Source organism: Henriciella mobilis (assembly GCF_003576285.1).
GTDB lineage: Bacteria > Pseudomonadota > Alphaproteobacteria > Caulobacterales > Hyphomonadaceae > Henriciella > Henriciella mobilis.
The window spans coordinates 419,746-436,306 of the sequence record NZ_QWFX01000005.1 but is presented as its reverse complement, the minus strand read 5'-3'; the positions used below and the strand labels follow the sequence as shown (position 1 = coordinate 436,306).

General features: G+C 65.0%; 16 protein-coding genes. 9 read left to right on the top strand and 7 right to left on the bottom strand.

All coding sequences use genetic code 11. The annotated features are described in order from the left end of the window. Position 1: 1 nt before the first annotated feature. Positions 2-361, bottom strand: a complete 360-nt coding sequence (locus D1223_RS02110) for a rhodanese-like domain-containing protein (protein ID WP_119375250.1) — start codon at positions 359-361, stop codon at positions 2-4. Positions 362-506: 145 nt separating this feature from the next. On the opposite strand from D1223_RS02110, the gene D1223_RS02105 reads away from it, so the two are divergent. The 4 genes from D1223_RS02105 to D1223_RS02090 are packed head-to-tail and all read left to right on the top strand — an operon-like array spanning position 507 to position 3,749. Beyond that, positions 507-1,790 carry an NAD(P)/FAD-dependent oxidoreductase gene (locus tag D1223_RS02105; protein ID WP_119374748.1) on the top strand — a complete coding sequence of 428 codons (1,284 nt, stop codon included), beginning with the start codon at positions 507-509 and terminating at the stop codon, positions 1,788-1,790. Next, positions 1,787-2,248, top strand: coding sequence for a thioredoxin TrxC (trxC, locus tag D1223_RS02100; RefSeq protein WP_119374747.1), 462 nt, complete (start codon positions 1,787-1,789; stop codon positions 2,246-2,248). The genes D1223_RS02105 and trxC overlap by 4 nt, the downstream gene beginning before the upstream one ends. Positions 2,249-2,268: 20 nt before the next feature. Then, positions 2,269-2,472: a YgaP family membrane protein gene (locus D1223_RS02095; protein WP_119374746.1), complete on the top strand. Its 204-nt coding sequence runs from the start codon at positions 2,269-2,271 to the stop codon at positions 2,470-2,472. Then, positions 2,469-3,749 (top strand): TolC family protein, encoded by a 1,281-nt coding sequence (locus D1223_RS02090; protein ID WP_119374745.1) that lies wholly within the window; start codon positions 2,469-2,471, stop codon positions 3,747-3,749. Before D1223_RS02095 ends, D1223_RS02090 begins: the two co-directional genes overlap by 4 nt. Positions 3,750-3,812: 63 nt before the next feature. Here the strand turns inward: D1223_RS02090 and D1223_RS02085 are convergent, their stop codons facing one another. Next, positions 3,813-5,063: an acetyl-CoA C-acetyltransferase gene (locus tag D1223_RS02085; protein WP_119374744.1), complete on the bottom strand. Its 1,251-nt coding sequence runs from the start codon at positions 5,061-5,063 to the stop codon at positions 3,813-3,815. A 108-nt stretch (positions 5,064-5,171) separates the two neighbouring features. Next, the gene (gene dapB, locus D1223_RS02080; protein ID WP_119374743.1) at positions 5,172-5,981 is read right to left on the bottom strand and encodes a 4-hydroxy-tetrahydrodipicolinate reductase; all 810 of its coding nucleotides are present in this window, start codon (positions 5,979-5,981) and stop codon (positions 5,172-5,174) included. Between the two features lie 148 nt (positions 5,982-6,129). Between dapB and D1223_RS02075 the strand changes: the two genes are divergently transcribed. Then, a complete protein-coding gene (locus D1223_RS02075) occupies positions 6,130-6,759 on the top strand; it encodes a hypothetical protein (protein ID WP_119374742.1) in 630 nt (209 codons plus the stop codon). A 93-nt stretch (positions 6,760-6,852) separates the two neighbouring features. Next, positions 6,853-7,527: a dienelactone hydrolase family protein gene (locus tag D1223_RS02070; RefSeq protein WP_119374741.1), complete on the top strand. Its 675-nt coding sequence runs from the start codon at positions 6,853-6,855 to the stop codon at positions 7,525-7,527. 6 nt (positions 7,528-7,533) lie between these two features. Here D1223_RS02070 and D1223_RS02065 read toward each other — a convergent pair whose 3' ends face one another. Next, a complete protein-coding gene (locus D1223_RS02065; protein ID WP_233353004.1) occupies positions 7,534-8,409 on the bottom strand; it encodes a peptidylprolyl isomerase in 876 nt (291 codons plus the stop codon). A gap of 74 nt (positions 8,410-8,483) precedes the next feature. Here D1223_RS02065 and D1223_RS02060 point away from each other — a divergent pair, with 74 nt between their 5' ends. Continuing rightward, positions 8,484-9,344: a 50S ribosomal protein L11 methyltransferase gene (locus D1223_RS02060; RefSeq protein ID WP_119375248.1), complete on the top strand. Its 861-nt coding sequence runs from the start codon at positions 8,484-8,486 to the stop codon at positions 9,342-9,344. Between the two features lie 45 nt (positions 9,345-9,389). Beyond that, a complete protein-coding gene (locus tag D1223_RS02055; protein ID WP_119374740.1) occupies positions 9,390-11,201 on the top strand; it encodes an aminopeptidase P family protein in 1,812 nt (603 codons plus the stop codon). Between the two features lie 13 nt (positions 11,202-11,214). Here the strand turns inward: D1223_RS02055 and ligA are convergent, their stop codons facing one another. The 3 genes from ligA to D1223_RS02040 are packed head-to-tail and all read right to left on the bottom strand — an operon-like array spanning position 11,215 to position 15,872. Continuing rightward, complete coding sequence (gene ligA, locus D1223_RS02050; RefSeq protein ID WP_119374739.1) at positions 11,215-13,317, bottom strand: NAD-dependent DNA ligase LigA; 2,103 nt, start codon at positions 13,315-13,317, stop codon at positions 11,215-11,217. After that, on the bottom strand, positions 13,314-15,014 hold the full coding sequence (locus D1223_RS02045) for a DNA repair protein RecN (protein WP_119374738.1): 1,701 nt from the start codon (positions 15,012-15,014) through the stop codon (positions 13,314-13,316). Before D1223_RS02045 ends, ligA begins: the two co-directional genes overlap by 4 nt. A 51-nt stretch (positions 15,015-15,065) precedes the next feature. Continuing rightward, positions 15,066-15,872, bottom strand: a complete 807-nt coding sequence (locus tag D1223_RS02040) for an outer membrane protein assembly factor BamD (protein ID WP_119374737.1) — start codon at positions 15,870-15,872, stop codon at positions 15,066-15,068. A 189-nt stretch (positions 15,873-16,061) separates the two neighbouring features. On the opposite strand from D1223_RS02040, the gene D1223_RS02035 reads away from it, so the two are divergent. Then, positions 16,062-16,529 (top strand): helix-turn-helix domain-containing protein, encoded by a 468-nt coding sequence (locus D1223_RS02035; protein ID WP_119374736.1) that lies wholly within the window; start codon positions 16,062-16,064, stop codon positions 16,527-16,529. The last annotated feature ends 32 nt before the right edge of the window (positions 16,530-16,561 follow it).

Genomic DNA, 16,561 nt, shown 5'->3' with positions numbered 1-16,561 from the left:
TTCAGTACTTCCCGCTATCGATGATCTGGCCCGTCGACGGGTCCAGCCGGATGCATGGCAGGCCAGCGGTTTTCCACGCGCCGATCCCGCCTGCGAGGTGGGCGGCGTCCGCGTCCGTGGCTTGCAGGTATTGCTCAAGCGCCATGCGTGAGCGCTTGCCCGATCCGCACTGGAAAATGACCTGGCGGCTGCCATCGGTCGGGATGGCTTTTGGCTCGAAGGTCGAGAGCGGATGCAGCAGGGCGCCGTGAATGCGCTCATTCGCAAACTCCGATGGCTCGCGCACATCGACAAGCAGGACTTTGCCGGCCTTCAGGTCTTCGAAAACACGTTCCGGTGCGAGGTCATATTTGTCGCTCATCTCATTCTCCGTTTCTTCGCCGACTTGCCTTGCAGGCGCATCAGGCGGTTCGTCTATCAAATCGTCTCAGGGCTGCATATAAGGTATATTGCGTAGTTGCTAAAGTTCTAAAATACACTATTTTTCGGCGTGGGAGGAGAGAACCATGTCTAAGATTGTCATTCTCGGTGCAGGCCTCGGCGGCATGATTGCCGCGTTCGAAACGCGCAAGACGCTGGGCAAGAAACACCAGGTCGCCATCATCAGTGAGACCGACTACTACCAGTTCCAGCCATCGAACCCTTGGGTGCTGGTTGGCTGGCGCGACCGCAAGGACATTACGCTCGATCTGGCGAAACCCATGAAGAAAAAGGGGATCGAGCTGATCGTTGGCCGGGCCGAAAAGGTCGATCCTGCCGGCAAATGCGTCCACATGCCGGACGGCTCAAAAGTCGATTACGACTATCTCATTATCGCAACCGGCCCCGAACTCGCCTTCGACGAGATCGAAGGCCTTGGGCCGCAGGGACACACGCAGTCCGTCTGCCATATCGACCACGCCGTCAAAGGCGCCAGCAATTTCGAGACCTTCTGCGACAATCCGGGCCCCGTCGTGATCGGCGCCACACAGGGCGCCTCCTGTTTCGGCCCCGCCTATGAAACGGCCATGATCATCGAGACCGAGCTGCGCAAGCGGAAGATCCGCGACCGTGTTCCGATGACGTTCATCACGCCGGAACCCTATATCGGCCATCTCGGCCTCGACGGCGTGGGCGACACCAAGAGCCTGCTCGAAAGCGAGATGCGCGACCGCCACATCAAGTGGATCACGAATGCCCGCATCGTTCGCGTGGAGGCTGACAAGGTGGTCGCCGAGGAGCTGAACGAGGACGGTTCGGTCAAGCAGACCCACGAAATCGCGTCGAACTACACGATGCTGATGCCGCCCTTCCGCGGCGTACCGGCCGTGCGCGACGTTGAGGGCCTGTCGAATCCGCGCGGCTTCATCATCACCGATGAGCACCAGCAGAACCCGACCTGGCCGGAGATTTTCGGGATCGGCGTGTGCATCGCCATCCCGCCTGTCGGCAAGACACCCGTGCCTGTCGGCGTGCCGAAAACCGGCTTCATGATCGAATCCATGGTCGAGGCGACAGCCCGCAACATCAAGCAGCTGATCGAGGGCGAAAAACCGACCCACCGCGCGACCTGGAATGCCGTCTGCCTGGCAGACTTCGGCGATGGCGGCGTCGCCTTCATTGCCCAGCCGCAGATCCCGCCGCGCAATGTCAACTGGTCGGCCTCGGGCGGCTGGGTCCACCTCGCGAAAGCCGGTTTCGAGAAATACTTCCTGCACAAGCTGCGCACCGGGCAGTCCGAGACCTTCTACGAGAACGTGGCCCTCAGCCTGCTCAAGACCCACAAGCTGAAAGGGGTTGAATCCGAATGACCTCAGACCGCCAGCATATTGTCTGTGCCTCCTGCGGCGCGGTGAACCGCGTGCCCGCCGGGGCGAACCTGTCAAAGGGAAAGTGCGGCACCTGCAGCACGGCCCTGGCGTCCAGCAAGCCCGTCGATGTCGATGACAAGGTGCTGGCCCGCATGCTGGCCAAGGACGAGGGCGGGTTCATTCTCGACGTCTGGGCGCCGTGGTGCGGCCCGTGCCGGATGATGGCGCCGGCCTATGCCGACGCCGCGCAGCATTTCGGCGGAACGGTCCGTTTCCTGAAACTGAATTCGGACGCCAATCCGCAATCCTCGGCGCGGCTGAACATTCGCGGCATTCCGGCCCTTTTCGCCTTCGACAAGGGCAAGATCGCCGATCAGCGCGCGGGCGCCATGCCGGCGAAGGATCTCGTCAACTGGGTGAAGAGCACCCGTATCGCATCACAAACCTCAACAAGCTGAGCCTTGAAAGGACCCTGAAAATGAACCTCGATCGTGCTGTTCTCGCTTTTGCCGGCCTCGTCGTGCTGGCTGGTCTCGCCCTTGGCTACTGGGTGACGCCCTGGTTCTACCTGCTGAGTGCCTTTGCCGGCCTCAACATGCTGCAGGCCGCCTTCACCGGATTCTGCCCGGCAGCGATGATTTTCAAGCTGCTTGGCGTGCGGCCGGGAAACGCGTTCAAATGAGCTGGAGACCGACCGCCTTCCTGACGGCCGTTTCAGTCCTCGCCCTGCCCGCCGCAGCCGATCCTGTCAGCCTGCCGGACGCCGTGCGCCAGGCGCTGACCGTGTCGCCCGGTATCGAGACCGCAGAAGCCGGCCTCGATGCGGCGCAGGCGGGCCTTGCGCAGGCAAAAGGCCAGCGCGGCGTCACCGTCGGCGCTCAGGCACAGCTTGGCGCATCGGCCACCGATTTCACGACAGGCAGCGTCAACCAGTATCCCCGTCAGGTCGCCCTGCAGGCAGAACTGCCGCTCTATGCATCCGGCAGCCTCGCCTCGGCGGAGTCCGCCGCCCGGTTCGGGCTCGACTCCGCGCGCCAGATGAAGCTGGGCACCGAGGAGTCCATCACGCTGCAGACCGTTCAGGCCTATGCCAATCTGTGGCTCTCGGCAGAGGCCGTAGCGGTCCGCAAGGCAGAGGTCGAAACCCTGCGCCTTCGCGAGGAAGAAACCCGCGCCAATGCCGAAGAGGGCCTTGCCACCCGGACCGATACCGCGCTGGCCGCCTCACGCCTTGCCTCCGCGCGCGCCCGGCTCGCGGGCGAAGAGGCCCAGTACGAAGCCGCGAAGCTGCGCTTCGAGCGCTTGACGGGCCAGCCTGATGCAACGCCGCTCGACATCGAGGCTATCAGTCTCGACCTGCCGGAAACGCGGGCGAGCAGCCTTTCGATTGCCCAGCAGAACAATACCGGCCTCGCCGCCGCGCGCGCAGCACTCTCTGCCGCCCGCTCGCGCGAGTCGCAAGTGCGCGGCGAGTTCGGCCCGAAAGTTTCGCTGAGAGCGCGGGCGTCGGCCGGTGAGGATGTCTACTTCTTCTTCGAGGACCCGATCTCCGACATCGGCGCCTTTGTCACGGTCGAGGTCCCGCTGTTCACCAACGGCGTGAAGCCTGCCGCCATCGACCAGGCCAGTGCCGGGCGGCGCATCGCCGATGCCACGCTGCGGGACCGGCAGATGGAACTGAATGAAAGTGTCCAGGCCGTCTGGTTCAGGATCATCGCTGCCGAACAGTCGCTGGAGGCCGCAATCGCCGCCGAGGAGGCCGCAGCGATTGCTGCCGAAGGCGCCCGGCGCGAGCATGATCTCGGCCTGCGGACGCTGACCGACCTTCTCGATGCCGAGGATGAGTATAGCCGCGCCGCGATCGCGCACCGCGCGGCCGCCGCCGACCTGCTGGTCACCCGCGCGAGCCTGCTGGCGCTCATGTCCGGGCTCAAGGACCAGCTCCTGCAAAACGGATGACGCGGCACAGGCCAAGGTCGTGCCGCGTCACATTTCAAGTCCGCCTGAGGACCGCGAAGCCGTTTAGGCGTCGAGGCGCTCGATGATGATGGCCGGGGCCATGCCGCCCGCCGCACACATGGTGACGAGGCCGTACTTGCCACCGGAGCGCTCAAGCTCGTCGAGGGCGGTGCCAATCAGGATCGAGCCCGTCGCGCCGATCGGGTGGCCGAGTGCCATGGCGCCGCCATTGATGTTGACCTTGTCACGGTTGAGGCCGAGGTCGCGGATGAACTTCTCTGCGACGACGGAGAAAGCCTCGTTGATCTCGTAGACGTCGATATCGTCGGTCGTCATGCCGGCTTTCTCGAGCACCTTCTTCGCCGCCGGAACCGGCGCATTGAGCATCAGCGTCGGGTCGTCGCCCATATTGGCGGTGGCCACGATCCGGGCGCGCGGCTTCAGGCCGTGCTTCTTCATGTAGCCTTCGGACGTCAGGAGAATGGCCGCGGCGCCATCGACAACACCGGAGGAGTTACCGGCATGGTGGACGTGCTGGATGTTGCCCTTCAGCTGCGGGTACTTCTTCTCGATCATGTTGCCATAGGTCGTGCCCTTGTCGTCGACCGGCACGTCCCAGAACATGTTGAAGACAGTCTTGAGGCCAGCCAGGCTTTCCATCGTGGTGCCCGGGCGCGGGAACTCGTCCTTGTCGAGGGCGAGCGATCCGTCGCGGTTGTAGACCGGGATGACGGACTTGTCGAAACGGCCTTCATCCATCGCCTTCTTCGCCCGCTCCTGCGAGACGACGGCCAGACGGTCGACCGCTTCCCGGTCGATGCCTTCCAGCGTTGCGATGGCGTCGGCACAGCAGCCCTGCTGCGACTGCGGGTGCATTTCGCGCAGGTGCAGGTTGCCGGCATCCATCATCGGCGGGTTTTTCGGGTCGGCGGTCGAAGAGGTGTAGCTCATCATCTCGCAGCCACCGGAGATGATGCAGTCTTCCATGCCGGACATGATCTGGGCAGCGCCGAGCGCAACCGAGGTGATGCCCGATCCGCAGAAGCGGTCCAGCGTCACGCCGGACGCCTTCACATCGAAACCGGCATCGAGTGCGGCCATGCGGCCCATGTCGGCACCCTGTGCGCCGCGCTGCGAGCTGGTGCCCCAGATCACGTCGTCAATCGTGGCGGTGTCGACCTTGTTGCGGTCGCGGATCGCGCCCAGCACCGTCGCGCTGAGATGCTGCGGGTGAAGGTGGGCGAGCGAACCCTTGCCGACCTTGCCAATGCCACGCGGCGTGCGCACCGCGTCAATAATGTATGCCTCTGCCATGGAAACCTCCCGAAACAACTCGTCCTATTGGCTTGTACCAGTCCGGTAGGCCCCTTCCCTTCGGGAATAGCAATCTCTGCCCTTGCGTCAGGGCTCCGCGCGCCGTGCTCAGAAGCCGAGAACGTCCCGCATGGCGTACAATCCGGCTGGCTGGCGCACCGCCCAGCGCGCGGCAGCGAGCGCCCCGTTCGCAAAGACGGCCCGGTCGAGCGCGGTATGGGCAAGGCTGACCACTTCCATGTCCGAGCCGAAGGTGACCTCATGCTCGCCAATGACGCCGCCGGAACGGCGCACGGCAAAGCCGATCGCGCCGGGTTCACGCTTCGCATCCGGCCCGTCATAGGGCGGGCGCCGAAGGGTCCTGAGGTCCGCGCCCCGGCCGGCGGCGGCAGCATCGCCGAGCATCAGTGCCGTTCCCGACGGGGCATCCACCTTGCGGCGGTGATGCGTCTCGAGGATTTCGATGTCCCAGTCCTCGCCGAGGCTTTCAGCCGCGCGCCGGGTCAGCTCGCAGAGCAGGTTCACGCCGAGCGAGAAATTGCCGGCCTTCACGATCGGCATCTCTTCGCCGGTCTCAGCGATCTCGGCTTCCTGGCCGCCATCAAACCCGGTCGTGCCGATCACAGCGGCTTTCACGCCCTGGCCTTTCAGGACGGCCAGCGCGGCGAGCGTGGCCTTCGGCGCGGTAAAGTCGATCCAGACATCGGCGCCTTTCGAGGCTTCGGCGGGGTCTTCCACCGCCAGCACGCCCATTTGCGATGTGTCGAGGATCGCGCCGATATCCTTGCCAAGGTTCGGCGAGCCCGGCGCTTCGCTCGCTCCGCTGATGCGATGACCTGCCGCCAGCGCCGTGCGCGCAATCTGCTGGCCCATTCGTCCGGCAACCCCGGCAATCGCGATGTTCAAAGACGTACTCATACGGCGTGTCTTAAACGGTTTTGAGAGAAGGCGCATAGGGGCAAGTGCGCCAAAATTTCGTTCAGGAGGCGAAGTGACTGCCCGGCCTCAGGCTTTCGTGTTAACGACTGGTTAGCCTTTGGAATCTCCGGGACGAGAGGAATACGTCATGCGCAAACTTATCCTGACAGGCGCCGGCCTGCTGGCCGCCGCGGCGCTGCCAGCCTTCGCGGATGGGTATCGCAATGCCCCGCCGCCCAATCCCGGCCCGGCGCCACTGTCCCCGCATGAAGCCCGGGTCCACCATCCCGACAAGGAGGTGCACGTCGTGCGCATCCGCCGCGAGGTGGAACCAGCCTATACTGTGTCGTCCAGCTGCGGCTGCTGCTGCGCACCGGCCTCATATTCGCGCAGCTACACAACCGAGCCCGTCGTCGTGCGCACCTATACGCGGACCTATACCCGCATGGCGCCGCCCAGCTGCGGCTACAGCCCGGCCTATCGTCATCACGATGGCGGCCACCAGCACGACCATCATGAGCATCACCGGGAGATGCATGGCGACATGCACCATCAGGAGCGCCATGGTGACGGCTATTACCATGAGAGCCGCTATCATGACGGGCGGTATGCTCACCAGTCCTGGCAAGACCAGCGCGACCGCTATGCCGGTCCGCACGGCGATGCGCCGGCCTATGGCGAAAACCGGATCATCTGGACCGATGACGGGGAGCGCAAGGAAAGCACCTACACCGCCCGGCGCGATGGCTATTCCTACTACCAGGCCTGGAGCAACTAGGCCCCGGCCCTCCTTCGCTATTTTTTGTCATCCCGTTCCGATTGGACCGGCCAGCCCCTATCTCCTTTCGGCAAGCCGGAGGGAGGAAGAGGCATGTTCAATGGAAAAATGATGCATTTGAAAGCGGCGGACGGCTTCGAGTTTGCCGCCTATGACGTTCACCCCAGCGGCCCGCACAAGGGCGGGCTTGTCATGGTGCAGGAAATCTTCGGGGTGAATGACGACATGAAGCGAGCCGCAGACCGGTTTGCCCGCCATGGCTATCACGTTATCGCCCCGTCCATGTACGACCGGCTCGACCCGGGTTTTTCACTCGACGATCACTCACCCGAGAGCATTCAGAAAGCCGGCGGCCTTGCCCGGCAGAATGGCCTCGAAAATGCGATGATGGATATCAAGGCCTGCTTCGAGGCGCTCGAACCGGAAGGATCGGTCTACGTGACGGGCTTCTGCTATGGCGGATCCATGTCCTGGCTGGCGGCCTGCAACATTCCGGGCTTCAAGGCGGCTTCAGCCTATTACGGGTCCCTGCTCGCCGGGACGAAGGATCAGACGCCGCATTGTCCCGTCATCGCCCATTTCGGCAAGCTCGACCCGCACATCCCGGTTGCCGACGGTGAAGCCTTCGCCGCCGCCAACCCAGACGTGCCAACCTATTTCTACGAGGCCGGACACGGCTTCGCGCGTGAAGGCTCGGATGACTATGACGCCGAAAGCGACAGGCTGGCCCTGGAGCGAACGCTCGCCCTGTTCGAGGCCAATCCCTGATATCTGCTAATCCGATCCAGCCGGCCGGACCGGGGCTGTAAAGCTGCAGATGTCGAGTACTTCCGGCGGCTTGCGGTAGAAGAACTCATTGTCGCGCACGCGCAGCGAGGTCTTGAAGGCCTCGAACGCATCGCTCCGAGTGTCCATCTTCTCCCAGGCCGGGCGTTCGTCTTCCGGAAGGTCCGAGGCGACGCGGAACCGCTCGATCAGGTCGCCCTTCTCGGGCGGCTGGATGACACCGTTCTCGATGGCGCGCTCGCCGCGCTTCAGCGCCTGGACATGCTCCATCCCGTCGATGACGCGGCCGAAAATGGTGAGGTTGCGGTCGAGATAGCGCTGCGCGTCGAGGACGATGTAGAACTCGGTCGAGCCTGAATCCGGATCGGTATCGCGCGCCATCGCCATCGCCCCCGGGCAATGCAGCAGCCACTCCTGTTCGAGATCGGCGTTCCGGCCGACCGGGAAGCCGTCGATATGGCCAACCTCCGGTGCGAACAGGTCCTCATTGCCCAGCGGCACGAAACGCTCACCGCCATAGGGCCGGTCATTTTCGTTCTCGAGCGTGGCCCAGTCCTCTATGGCCGCCTCGTCCTTGAGGCCGCCCTGGGCGACGAAACTCTCGATGACGCGGTAGAAGCGCTGCCCGTCCATCGTGCCCGACGCCGACAGGGCCCGCATGCGCGCGGCGTGCTCCGGCGCAAAAGCCGGATTGAGCTCGACAGTGACGGGGCCTTTCTCGGTGTCGATCAGGAGCAGGTTCTCCGCCGGGATCGGCACCCATTCCGGCGATGCGGCATCCTGCGTGACGCCGTCGGGCGCCGCCCCGCAGGCCGCCATGAGAAGGGCCGCTGCCGCGGCCGCCTGATTGATCCGAATACCCATCACCGACATCCTTTCGCCTCTCGATGCGGCTGACCCTATCCGGCTTTGAAGCGCTCTGCTATGGGCCTTTCCCCATGTACCAGATCACCGCCAAGGGCCCGCGCGAGGCCATCGAACCTGCCTGGGACGCGCTTGCCTGGGCCGACCCGTCACCGGCCGGCGCCGTCGACGCCAAGGAAGACGGCCGCCACGCCTGGCGCCTCGATGCCTATGCCGAAACCGCCGAGGAGGCCGACGCGTGCAAGGCGATGATCCTGGAGACCTCGCCTTCGCTCAATCCGGTGGTCGAGGCGCTGGAGGACCGTGACTGGGTCACCCTGTCGCTGGAAGGCCTGCCGCCGGTCGAGGCCGGGCGCTTCATCGTCGCAGGCAGCCATGCGCTGGCGAAGTCCGCACCCGGCAAGACGCCGATCCTGATCGAGGCCGGCCCCGCCTTCGGCACAGGCCATCACGGCACGACGCTCGGCTGCCTGCTCGGCTTCGAAGAGGTGCTGAAGCGCGCCCGCCCGCAAAAGGTGCTGGATGTCGGCACCGGCTCGGGCGTGCTCGCCATAGCTGCGATCAAGGCCGGGGCAAAGCGCGCCTGGGGCACGGAGATCGACGCCGACAGCGTGCGCGTCGCCAATGAGAACGCGGCCAAGAACCATGTCGCCAACGCCTTCCACACCTTCGAGACCGGTGGCGGCATGAACACGACGATCCGCGGCGACGGTCCGTACGACCTCGTCTTTGCGAACATCCTGTTCCGCCCGCTGGTCGGTCTCGCACCTACTATTGCCGGGCTCACCGCCCCGGGCGGGCATGTCATCCTGTCCGGCCTGCTGAGCCATCAGGAGCCGCTGGTCCGCGAAGCCTATGCCAGCCGCGGCCTCGGCCTCATCCACCGCGTGCGCAAGGATGGCTGGTCGAGCCTCGTTTTCGAACGGATGCGCTGACGGCCCGCCTTCCGCTGATGCCGCTTTCGCACTAGGTATGGCGGTATGAGACAGAATTTCGATGTGAAGGGCGGCCCGCAGCTTGGCCGCAACAACCTCCCCCGCCTTCGCGACGCCATGAAGGCCCAGGGCCTCGACGGCTTCTACATCCCGCATGAAGACGAATACCAGAACGAGTACCTGCCCGCCTGCAATGACCGGCTGGCCTGGGCGACCGGCTTCACCGGCTCGGCGGGCGCAGCGATGGTCTTCCAGGACATGGCCGCGATCTTCGCCGATGGCCGCTACACCCTGCAGGTGCGCGACCAGACCGACCCCGACCTGATCGAGGTGCACGGCCTGCCCGAGCCCGGCCCGTTCGGCTGGCTGGAGAAGCAGTCGCTGAAAGGCAAGACGCTCGGCTACGATCCGCGCCTGATGACGCCGAACGACCTCGCCACGCTGGAGGGCGCGGCAAAGAAGGCCGGCGCGGCGCTCAAGGCCGTCGACGACAATCCCATCGACCAGGCCTGGGACGACCGCCCGCCCGAGCCGATGGCGAAAACCGTGCCGCACAGTGTCGAGCATGCCGGTCAGGATGCCACCGACAAGCGCGCGAAGATCGCCGCAGCGCTCCGCGAGGATGGCGCCGACGCCGCTGTCATCACCTCGCCTGCCTCCATCGCCTGGGCGTTCAACATTCGCGGCGGTGACGTTGCCTGCTCGCCGCTGCCGCTGTCACGCGCCATCCTGAAATCGGACGGAACCGCCGATCTCTTCATCGATCCGCGCAAGACCTCCGACGCCCTGCGCACGCATCTCGGCAATCAGGTCCGCCTGCGACCGATGGAAGAGCTGGAGCCGGCGCTCGCAGAGCTTGGCAAACAATCGGTGAGCCTCGACCCGGCCCTTGCCTCGGCCTGGTTCTTCGGCAAGCTGGAAGCGGCCGGCGCGGAAATCATCCGCCAGCCGGACCCGGTCCTGCTGCCCAAGGCCTGCAAGAACGAGACGGAGATCAAGGGCACCGAAGCGGCCCATATCCGCGACGGCGCCGCCCTGACGCGCTTCCTGCACTGGCTCGACACCGAAGCCCAGTCCGGCGAGGTGACGGAGATCGATGCGGCGCTGAAGCTCGAAAGCTTCCGTGAGGATCTCGGCGGCCTCAACGACCTCTCCTTCGAGACGATTTCCGGCGCCGGCCCGCATGGCGCGCTGCCGCATTACCGGGTCTCCTCAGCCTCAAACCTGAAGCTGGACCGCGGCACGCTCTATCTGGTCGACAGTGGCGGGCAGTATCTCGACGGCACGACCGACGTGACCCGCACGGTCCCCATCGGCACGCCGTCGGCAGACATGAAGCGGCATTACACGCTTGTCCTGCAGGGTCATATCGCCCTTGCCACGGTGCGGTTTCCGGAAGGCACGACCGGCACCCATCTCGACAGCCTGGCGCGCTACCCGCTCTGGCAGGCCGGCCTCGATTATGACCATGGCACGGGCCATGGCGTCGGGGTCTATCTCGGCGTGCATGAGGGCCCGCAGCGCATCGCCAAGGCCTGGAACAGCATCGCCCTGCGCCCCGGCATGATCGTGTCGAACGAGCCCGGCTTCTATCGCGAAGGCCAGTACGGCATTCGCATCGAGAACCTGCAATATGTTACGCCGCCCACGAACATTCCGGGCGGGGAGCGCAAGATGCTGGGCTTCAGGAACCTCACCTGGGCGCCGCTCGCACGCGGGCTGATCGATCTGGATATTCTGTCTACGGACGAACGGGCCTGGGTCGACGCCTATCATGCCGAAGTGCTTGAGAAGATCGGACCGCTTGTTGAAGGCGAGGTGGCCGACTGGCTTGAGGCCCAGTGCGCGCCGCTTTGATCGCGGCGTCGCGCTAGAGCCCGGCCAGCTCCAGCCAGTCATCCTCGCTCATCACCTGGATGCCGAGCTCTTCGGCCTTCTTGAGCTTCGAGCCTGCGCCCGGGCCGGCCACGACAATATCGGTCTTCTTCGACACCGAGCCTGACACTTTCGCGCCGAGCGCGGTCGCACGGGATTTGGCCTCGTCACGGGTCATCTTCTCCAGCGTGCCGGTGAAGACGATGGTCTTTCCGGCGACCGGGCTGTCGCTGGCTGCCGCCTCGGCATCCTGCACCTCAACCTCATCGAGCAGGGCCGCCAGCATCTCCTGATTGTGCGGCTCGCCAGCGAAATCCTTGAGGCTGTTGACGGCCGTCTGGCCGACACCGTCGATGGACATGAGGTCGGCCTCCGCCGCCTCGTCGCCCTCCGAGGCCTTCTGCACCGTCTCCCAGAAGACGTCCCATTTGAGATAGCTGCGCGCGAACAGGCCGGACGTCGTTTCCCCGACATGGCGGATGCCGAGCCCGTTGAGGAAGCGCTGGAAGGGCGGATTGCGGCGCGCATCGATGGCGGCGAAGAGATTGTTGGCCGAGGTTTCGCCAAACCCTTCCCATTCGGCCAGCGGCGGCAGGCCGGCATCCGAAATCCGGTCGGCCAGACGGAAAATGTCCTGCGGGCCGCGCACAACGCCCTGGCTGTGGAACAGCTCGACCTGCTTGGCGCCAAGGCCATCAATGTCGAGCGCCTTGCGGGAGACGAAATGCTTCAGCCGTTCGACGGCCTGGGCCGGGCAGGTCAGGCCGCCCGTACAACGCCGGCGGACATCTTCCTCGCCCTTGTCATCGACCTCTCGAACCGCCGCCGATCCGCATTCCGGGCAGACATGCGGCATCTCGAAAGGCGGGGCGCGTTTTTCATCGGGATCGACGACGCCGAGCACCTGCGGGATGACATCACCGGCCCGCTGGATTTCGACCATGTCGCCGGGCCGGACATCAAGGCGCGCAATCTCATCCTCATTGTGCAGCGTGGCATTGGACACCACCACGCCGCCAACCGTGACCGGCTTGAGGCGGGCAACCGGCGTCAGCGTGCCGGTGCGCCCGACCTGGATTTCGATGGCTTCGAGCTTGGTGACCGCCCGCTCGGCCGGGAATTTGTGCGCAATCGCCCAGCGCGGGAAGCGGCTGACAAAGCCGAGACGTTCCTGCCAGTCGAGCCGGTCGACCTTGTAGACCACCCCGTCAATGTCATAGCCGAGCAGGGCGCGCCGTTCGGCCATGTCGCGATAGGCCTCCAGCAGCTCATCGACGCTGTCATGCGGCTTGAAGAGGTCATTGGTGACAAAGCCCCAGCGCCCAAGCTTCTCGACCGCTTCGGTCTGGGTATCGGCGAAGGGTTCGGAAATCTCGCCCCAGGCATAAGCGAAGAAGCGCAGCGGCCGCGAGCGCGTAATGGACACGTCGAGCTGGCGCAGGCTGCCGGCGGCCGCGTTGCGGGGATTGGCGAAGACCTTCTTTCCGGCCTCCTCCTGGGATGCGTTGAGGGCGTTGAAGGCCTCGCCGGTCATGTAAACCTCGCCCCGGATCTCGATGGTCGCGGGCCAGTCCTTGCCGGCAAGGGTCCGGGGAATGTCGCCAATCGTGCGGGCGTTTGCCGTGACATCCTCGCCGACCTGGCCATCGCCGCGGGTCGCCGCCCGGACAAATTCACCATCCCGGTAGGTCAGGCTGAGCGACAGGCCATCTATCTTCGGCTCAGCCGTGATGGTCAGGCGTTCACCGTCATCAAGCCCGAGATAGCGGCGGATGCGAGCGGCGAATTCGACGACATCCTCGTCCGAGAACGCATTGTCGAGCGAGAGCATGGGCACGCCATGGGCGACCTTGCTAAACGCCTCCGACACCTCCACGCCGACCCGGTCGCTCGGGCTGTCCTTGCGCTTGAGATGCGGGAAGGCCGCCTCAATGGCGCTGTTGCGGGCCCGCATCGCATCATATTCGGCGTCCGTGAGGTGCGGGTCGTCCTGCTTGTAATAGGCCGCATCCGCCAGCCTGATTTCCATGGCCAGCCTTGCCAGTTCCTGCCGGGCCTCTTTCTCGCTGAGCGCCTCGACGGGAACGGGCTGGTTCATACATCTTCCAAGAGCCTCGTCGCTGCGGCCCTTGCCTCTTCTGTCACGGTTGCACCAGACAGCATGCGGGCGATTTCCTCATGCCGTTCATGCTGATCTAGCCCTTTCAGCAAGGTCTCGCCAAGCCCGTTCGCGGCCGCACCTGTCTTGGAGACGAGCCATTGGCCGGACGCGGCTGCGGCAACCTGTGGACTGTGCGTGATCGCGAAGACCTGGCGGTTGCCCGCCAGCCGCGACAGCCGCTCGCCAATCGCCGCGGCCACCGCCCCGCCGACGCCCTGGTCGGCTTCGTCGAACACCATGACCGGGACGTTCGTCGTCTCGGCGAGGGCGCATTGCAAGGCCAGCGAGAAGCGGGCGAGTTCGCCGCCGGATGCGATCTGCCGCAACGGGCCGAAGCCGGCGCCGGGGTTGGTCTCGACCTCGAACTCGACCTTTTCGCGTCCGTTGAGGCCCGAGGCATCTTCGCCCACCGGGTCGAACCGGACCTGGACGCGCGTGCGCTCCAGCTTCAGCGGCTTGAGTTCGTCCTCGATGGCCGATTCCAGCCGGCCCGCCGCTGTCCGGCGCGCCTCGCTGAGCCGGTCGGCGGCCGTGCGCCAGCGCGCTGCGGCCGCCTTCTCTTCCGAGCGGGCCTTGTCGATAGCGCCCTGCGGAGCGTCGCTGAGCGCGATCTTGGCCGCGACATCATCGAGCAGCGCCGGCAGGCCATCCGGCTCGACACCGAACTTGCGGGCCGCGCCTTTCAGGGCATGCAGCCGCTGGTCGGCCTTCTCGAGCCGGTCCGGATCGTGCTCGGCCTCAACGCTCAGCGCATCCAGCGCGGCGCGCGCTTCGCCGGCCTCGATGAGGGCGCGCTCAAGCGCGTCGGCAGCGCTGCGGGCGGCCCGCGCCAGTGCGCCATCGCTTTCGGCGAGGCCTTCAAAGGACAGGATCCGCTCACTCGCCCGGCTGGCGCGCGCAAGCGCAGCTTCGACATCGCTGCCATCGAACGCCTCGACCGCCTCGCCGGCTGCCGCGGCGATCTTTTCCGACTGCATCAGGATCGACCGCTCGGACACCAGCGCCTCGACCTCGCCGGCCTCGGGCGCGAGCGCCTCGAGCGTCTCCAGTGTCTCGGCCAGCCAGGCGTGGCGGGCCTCGGCCTCTTTCAGGTCTGTCTCGATGCGTTCGCGCGCCGACCGCGCCGCCTGGTAGGCCTTCCAGCTCTCGCGGCAGGCCTGCAGCAGCGTTTCATTGCCGGCATAGGTGTCGAGCAGGTCGCCATGCCGGGCCGTTTTCATCAGGCCGGATGCCGAGTGCTGTCCGTGGATTTCGACCAGGCTCTCGCCAAGCTCGCCGAGCAGGCCGGCATTGACCGGCTGGTCATTGACGAAGGCCCGCGCCGGACCGTCCGCCGGGATGACCCGTTTCAAGGTCAGCGTCTCGAAGGGCGAGGCCTCGACACCGCGCTCGGACAACAGCGCCCAGGCCTCATGGTCGGGCGGCAGGCAGAACTCGACGAGGATACTGGCCTGGTCGGCATCCTTGCGGACGAATTTCCGGTTTCCTGCCGCGCCGAGGGCGAGGCCCAGCGCGTCAAGAATGATGGACTTGCCTGCACCGGTCTCGCCAGTGAGGGCGGTGAAGCCGCCAGCGGCCTCGATATCGAGCCGCTCGATCAGCAGGAATGAACGAATGGAGAGCGCAATGATCATGCGCCCTCATAACACTAGAACAAAACCGGAACAAGTCTGTTCTTCGCGACCTTATTCGACCGAGGCGCTGACCCTGGGCGGCGCGACGTCCAGCAGGCCCTGCCGGTCGAGCAGCCTGTAGCCGTCCTCATACCACTCGCTGTCGGGATAGTTGTATCCGAGCACCGATGCAGCGGCGACAGCCTGGTCCATCACGCCCAGCGAGATGTAGCACTCGATCAGCCGGTAAAGCGCTTCGGGCGCGTGGCTGGTGGTCTCATACTCGTCGACCACGGTCTTGAACCGGTTCACCGCCGCCAGGTGCTGGTTGCGGCGCAGGTACCAGCGGCCGATTTCCATGTCCTTGCCGGCCAGCTGGTCGCGGACCATGTCGATCTTGACCTGCGCATCGCGGGCATAGTCACTGCCCGGATAACGGCGGACCACGTCGGTCAGCGCATCGCGGGCCAGTTCGGTTGTCTTCTGGTCGCGGCCGACGTCGACAATCTGCTGGAAGTAGCTCAGCGCGATCAGGTAGTGCGCATAGGGCGCGCCCTGCCCGGCCGGGTTGAGCGCCAGGTAGCGCTGCGCCGTGGAGACGGCATCGTCATAACGCCGCGAGCGGTAGGAGGCATAGGCCGACATCAGCGTCGAGCGGCGGGCCCATTCCGAATAGGGGTGCTGGCGCTCGACCTCGTTGAACAGCTCGATCGCGCTGACATAGTCGCGCGCATCCATTTCATCGGCAGCCGCATTGTAGAGCGCCTCCACCGGCCGCTCGACATAGGCAAGGTCGCGTGCCCGCCGATTTGAGCTGCACGAGGTGACCAGGAGCGCGCCACATACGAGGAAAAGACAGGTTCGAGAGGAAAGCACCATCAATCTACTTCTTCCGGCTGCTGGAGATTGCGCCTGCACTTTGACTTTCAGGGCCGCGATGTAAAGGGCACGATACAGGAACTTCCTGCTACCTTGCTTGTTTTTAAGCAGCGATCATCTAGTTTAATTGACACACAACACGCCGATTCCGGGATCTACAGGCGCCCGGCCAGAAAGGCGAGGCGAGCAATGGATGACGAGGAATCGGGCGGGTTTACCGCATCGGAAATTGACACGATTGTCGGCGAGCGCATCCGGCGCCGCCGCATTCTGACTGGCCAGACACAGGACCAGCTCGGCGATGCGCTGGGCGTTTCCTACCAGCAGATCCAGAAATACGAGACAGGCGCCAATCGCGTCAGCGCCGGCCGCCTCTACCTGCTGGCGGAAAAGCTGGAAGTCGCTCCAGCCTGGTTTTTTGACGGCCTGGGCGAGACTGGCAAGGACGATATCGAGGACGAAATGGTCTCCTCCTCGCGGCTGGCGATCGAATGCGTACGCAACCTCGCCCGGATCAAGGACGAGAAAGTGCGTGCCGCCATCGCGACGATGATCCGGACGCTGGCCGATTCGGATGGCGAAGGGGCCGGTGAGGCCATGCTGGCAACCCAGCTGACAAATGGCCATGCGGCGCAGGCAGGCCGCGAGAAGAGCTGACCGATTTCAGGATTTGAAGGCGTTGCGCTGAT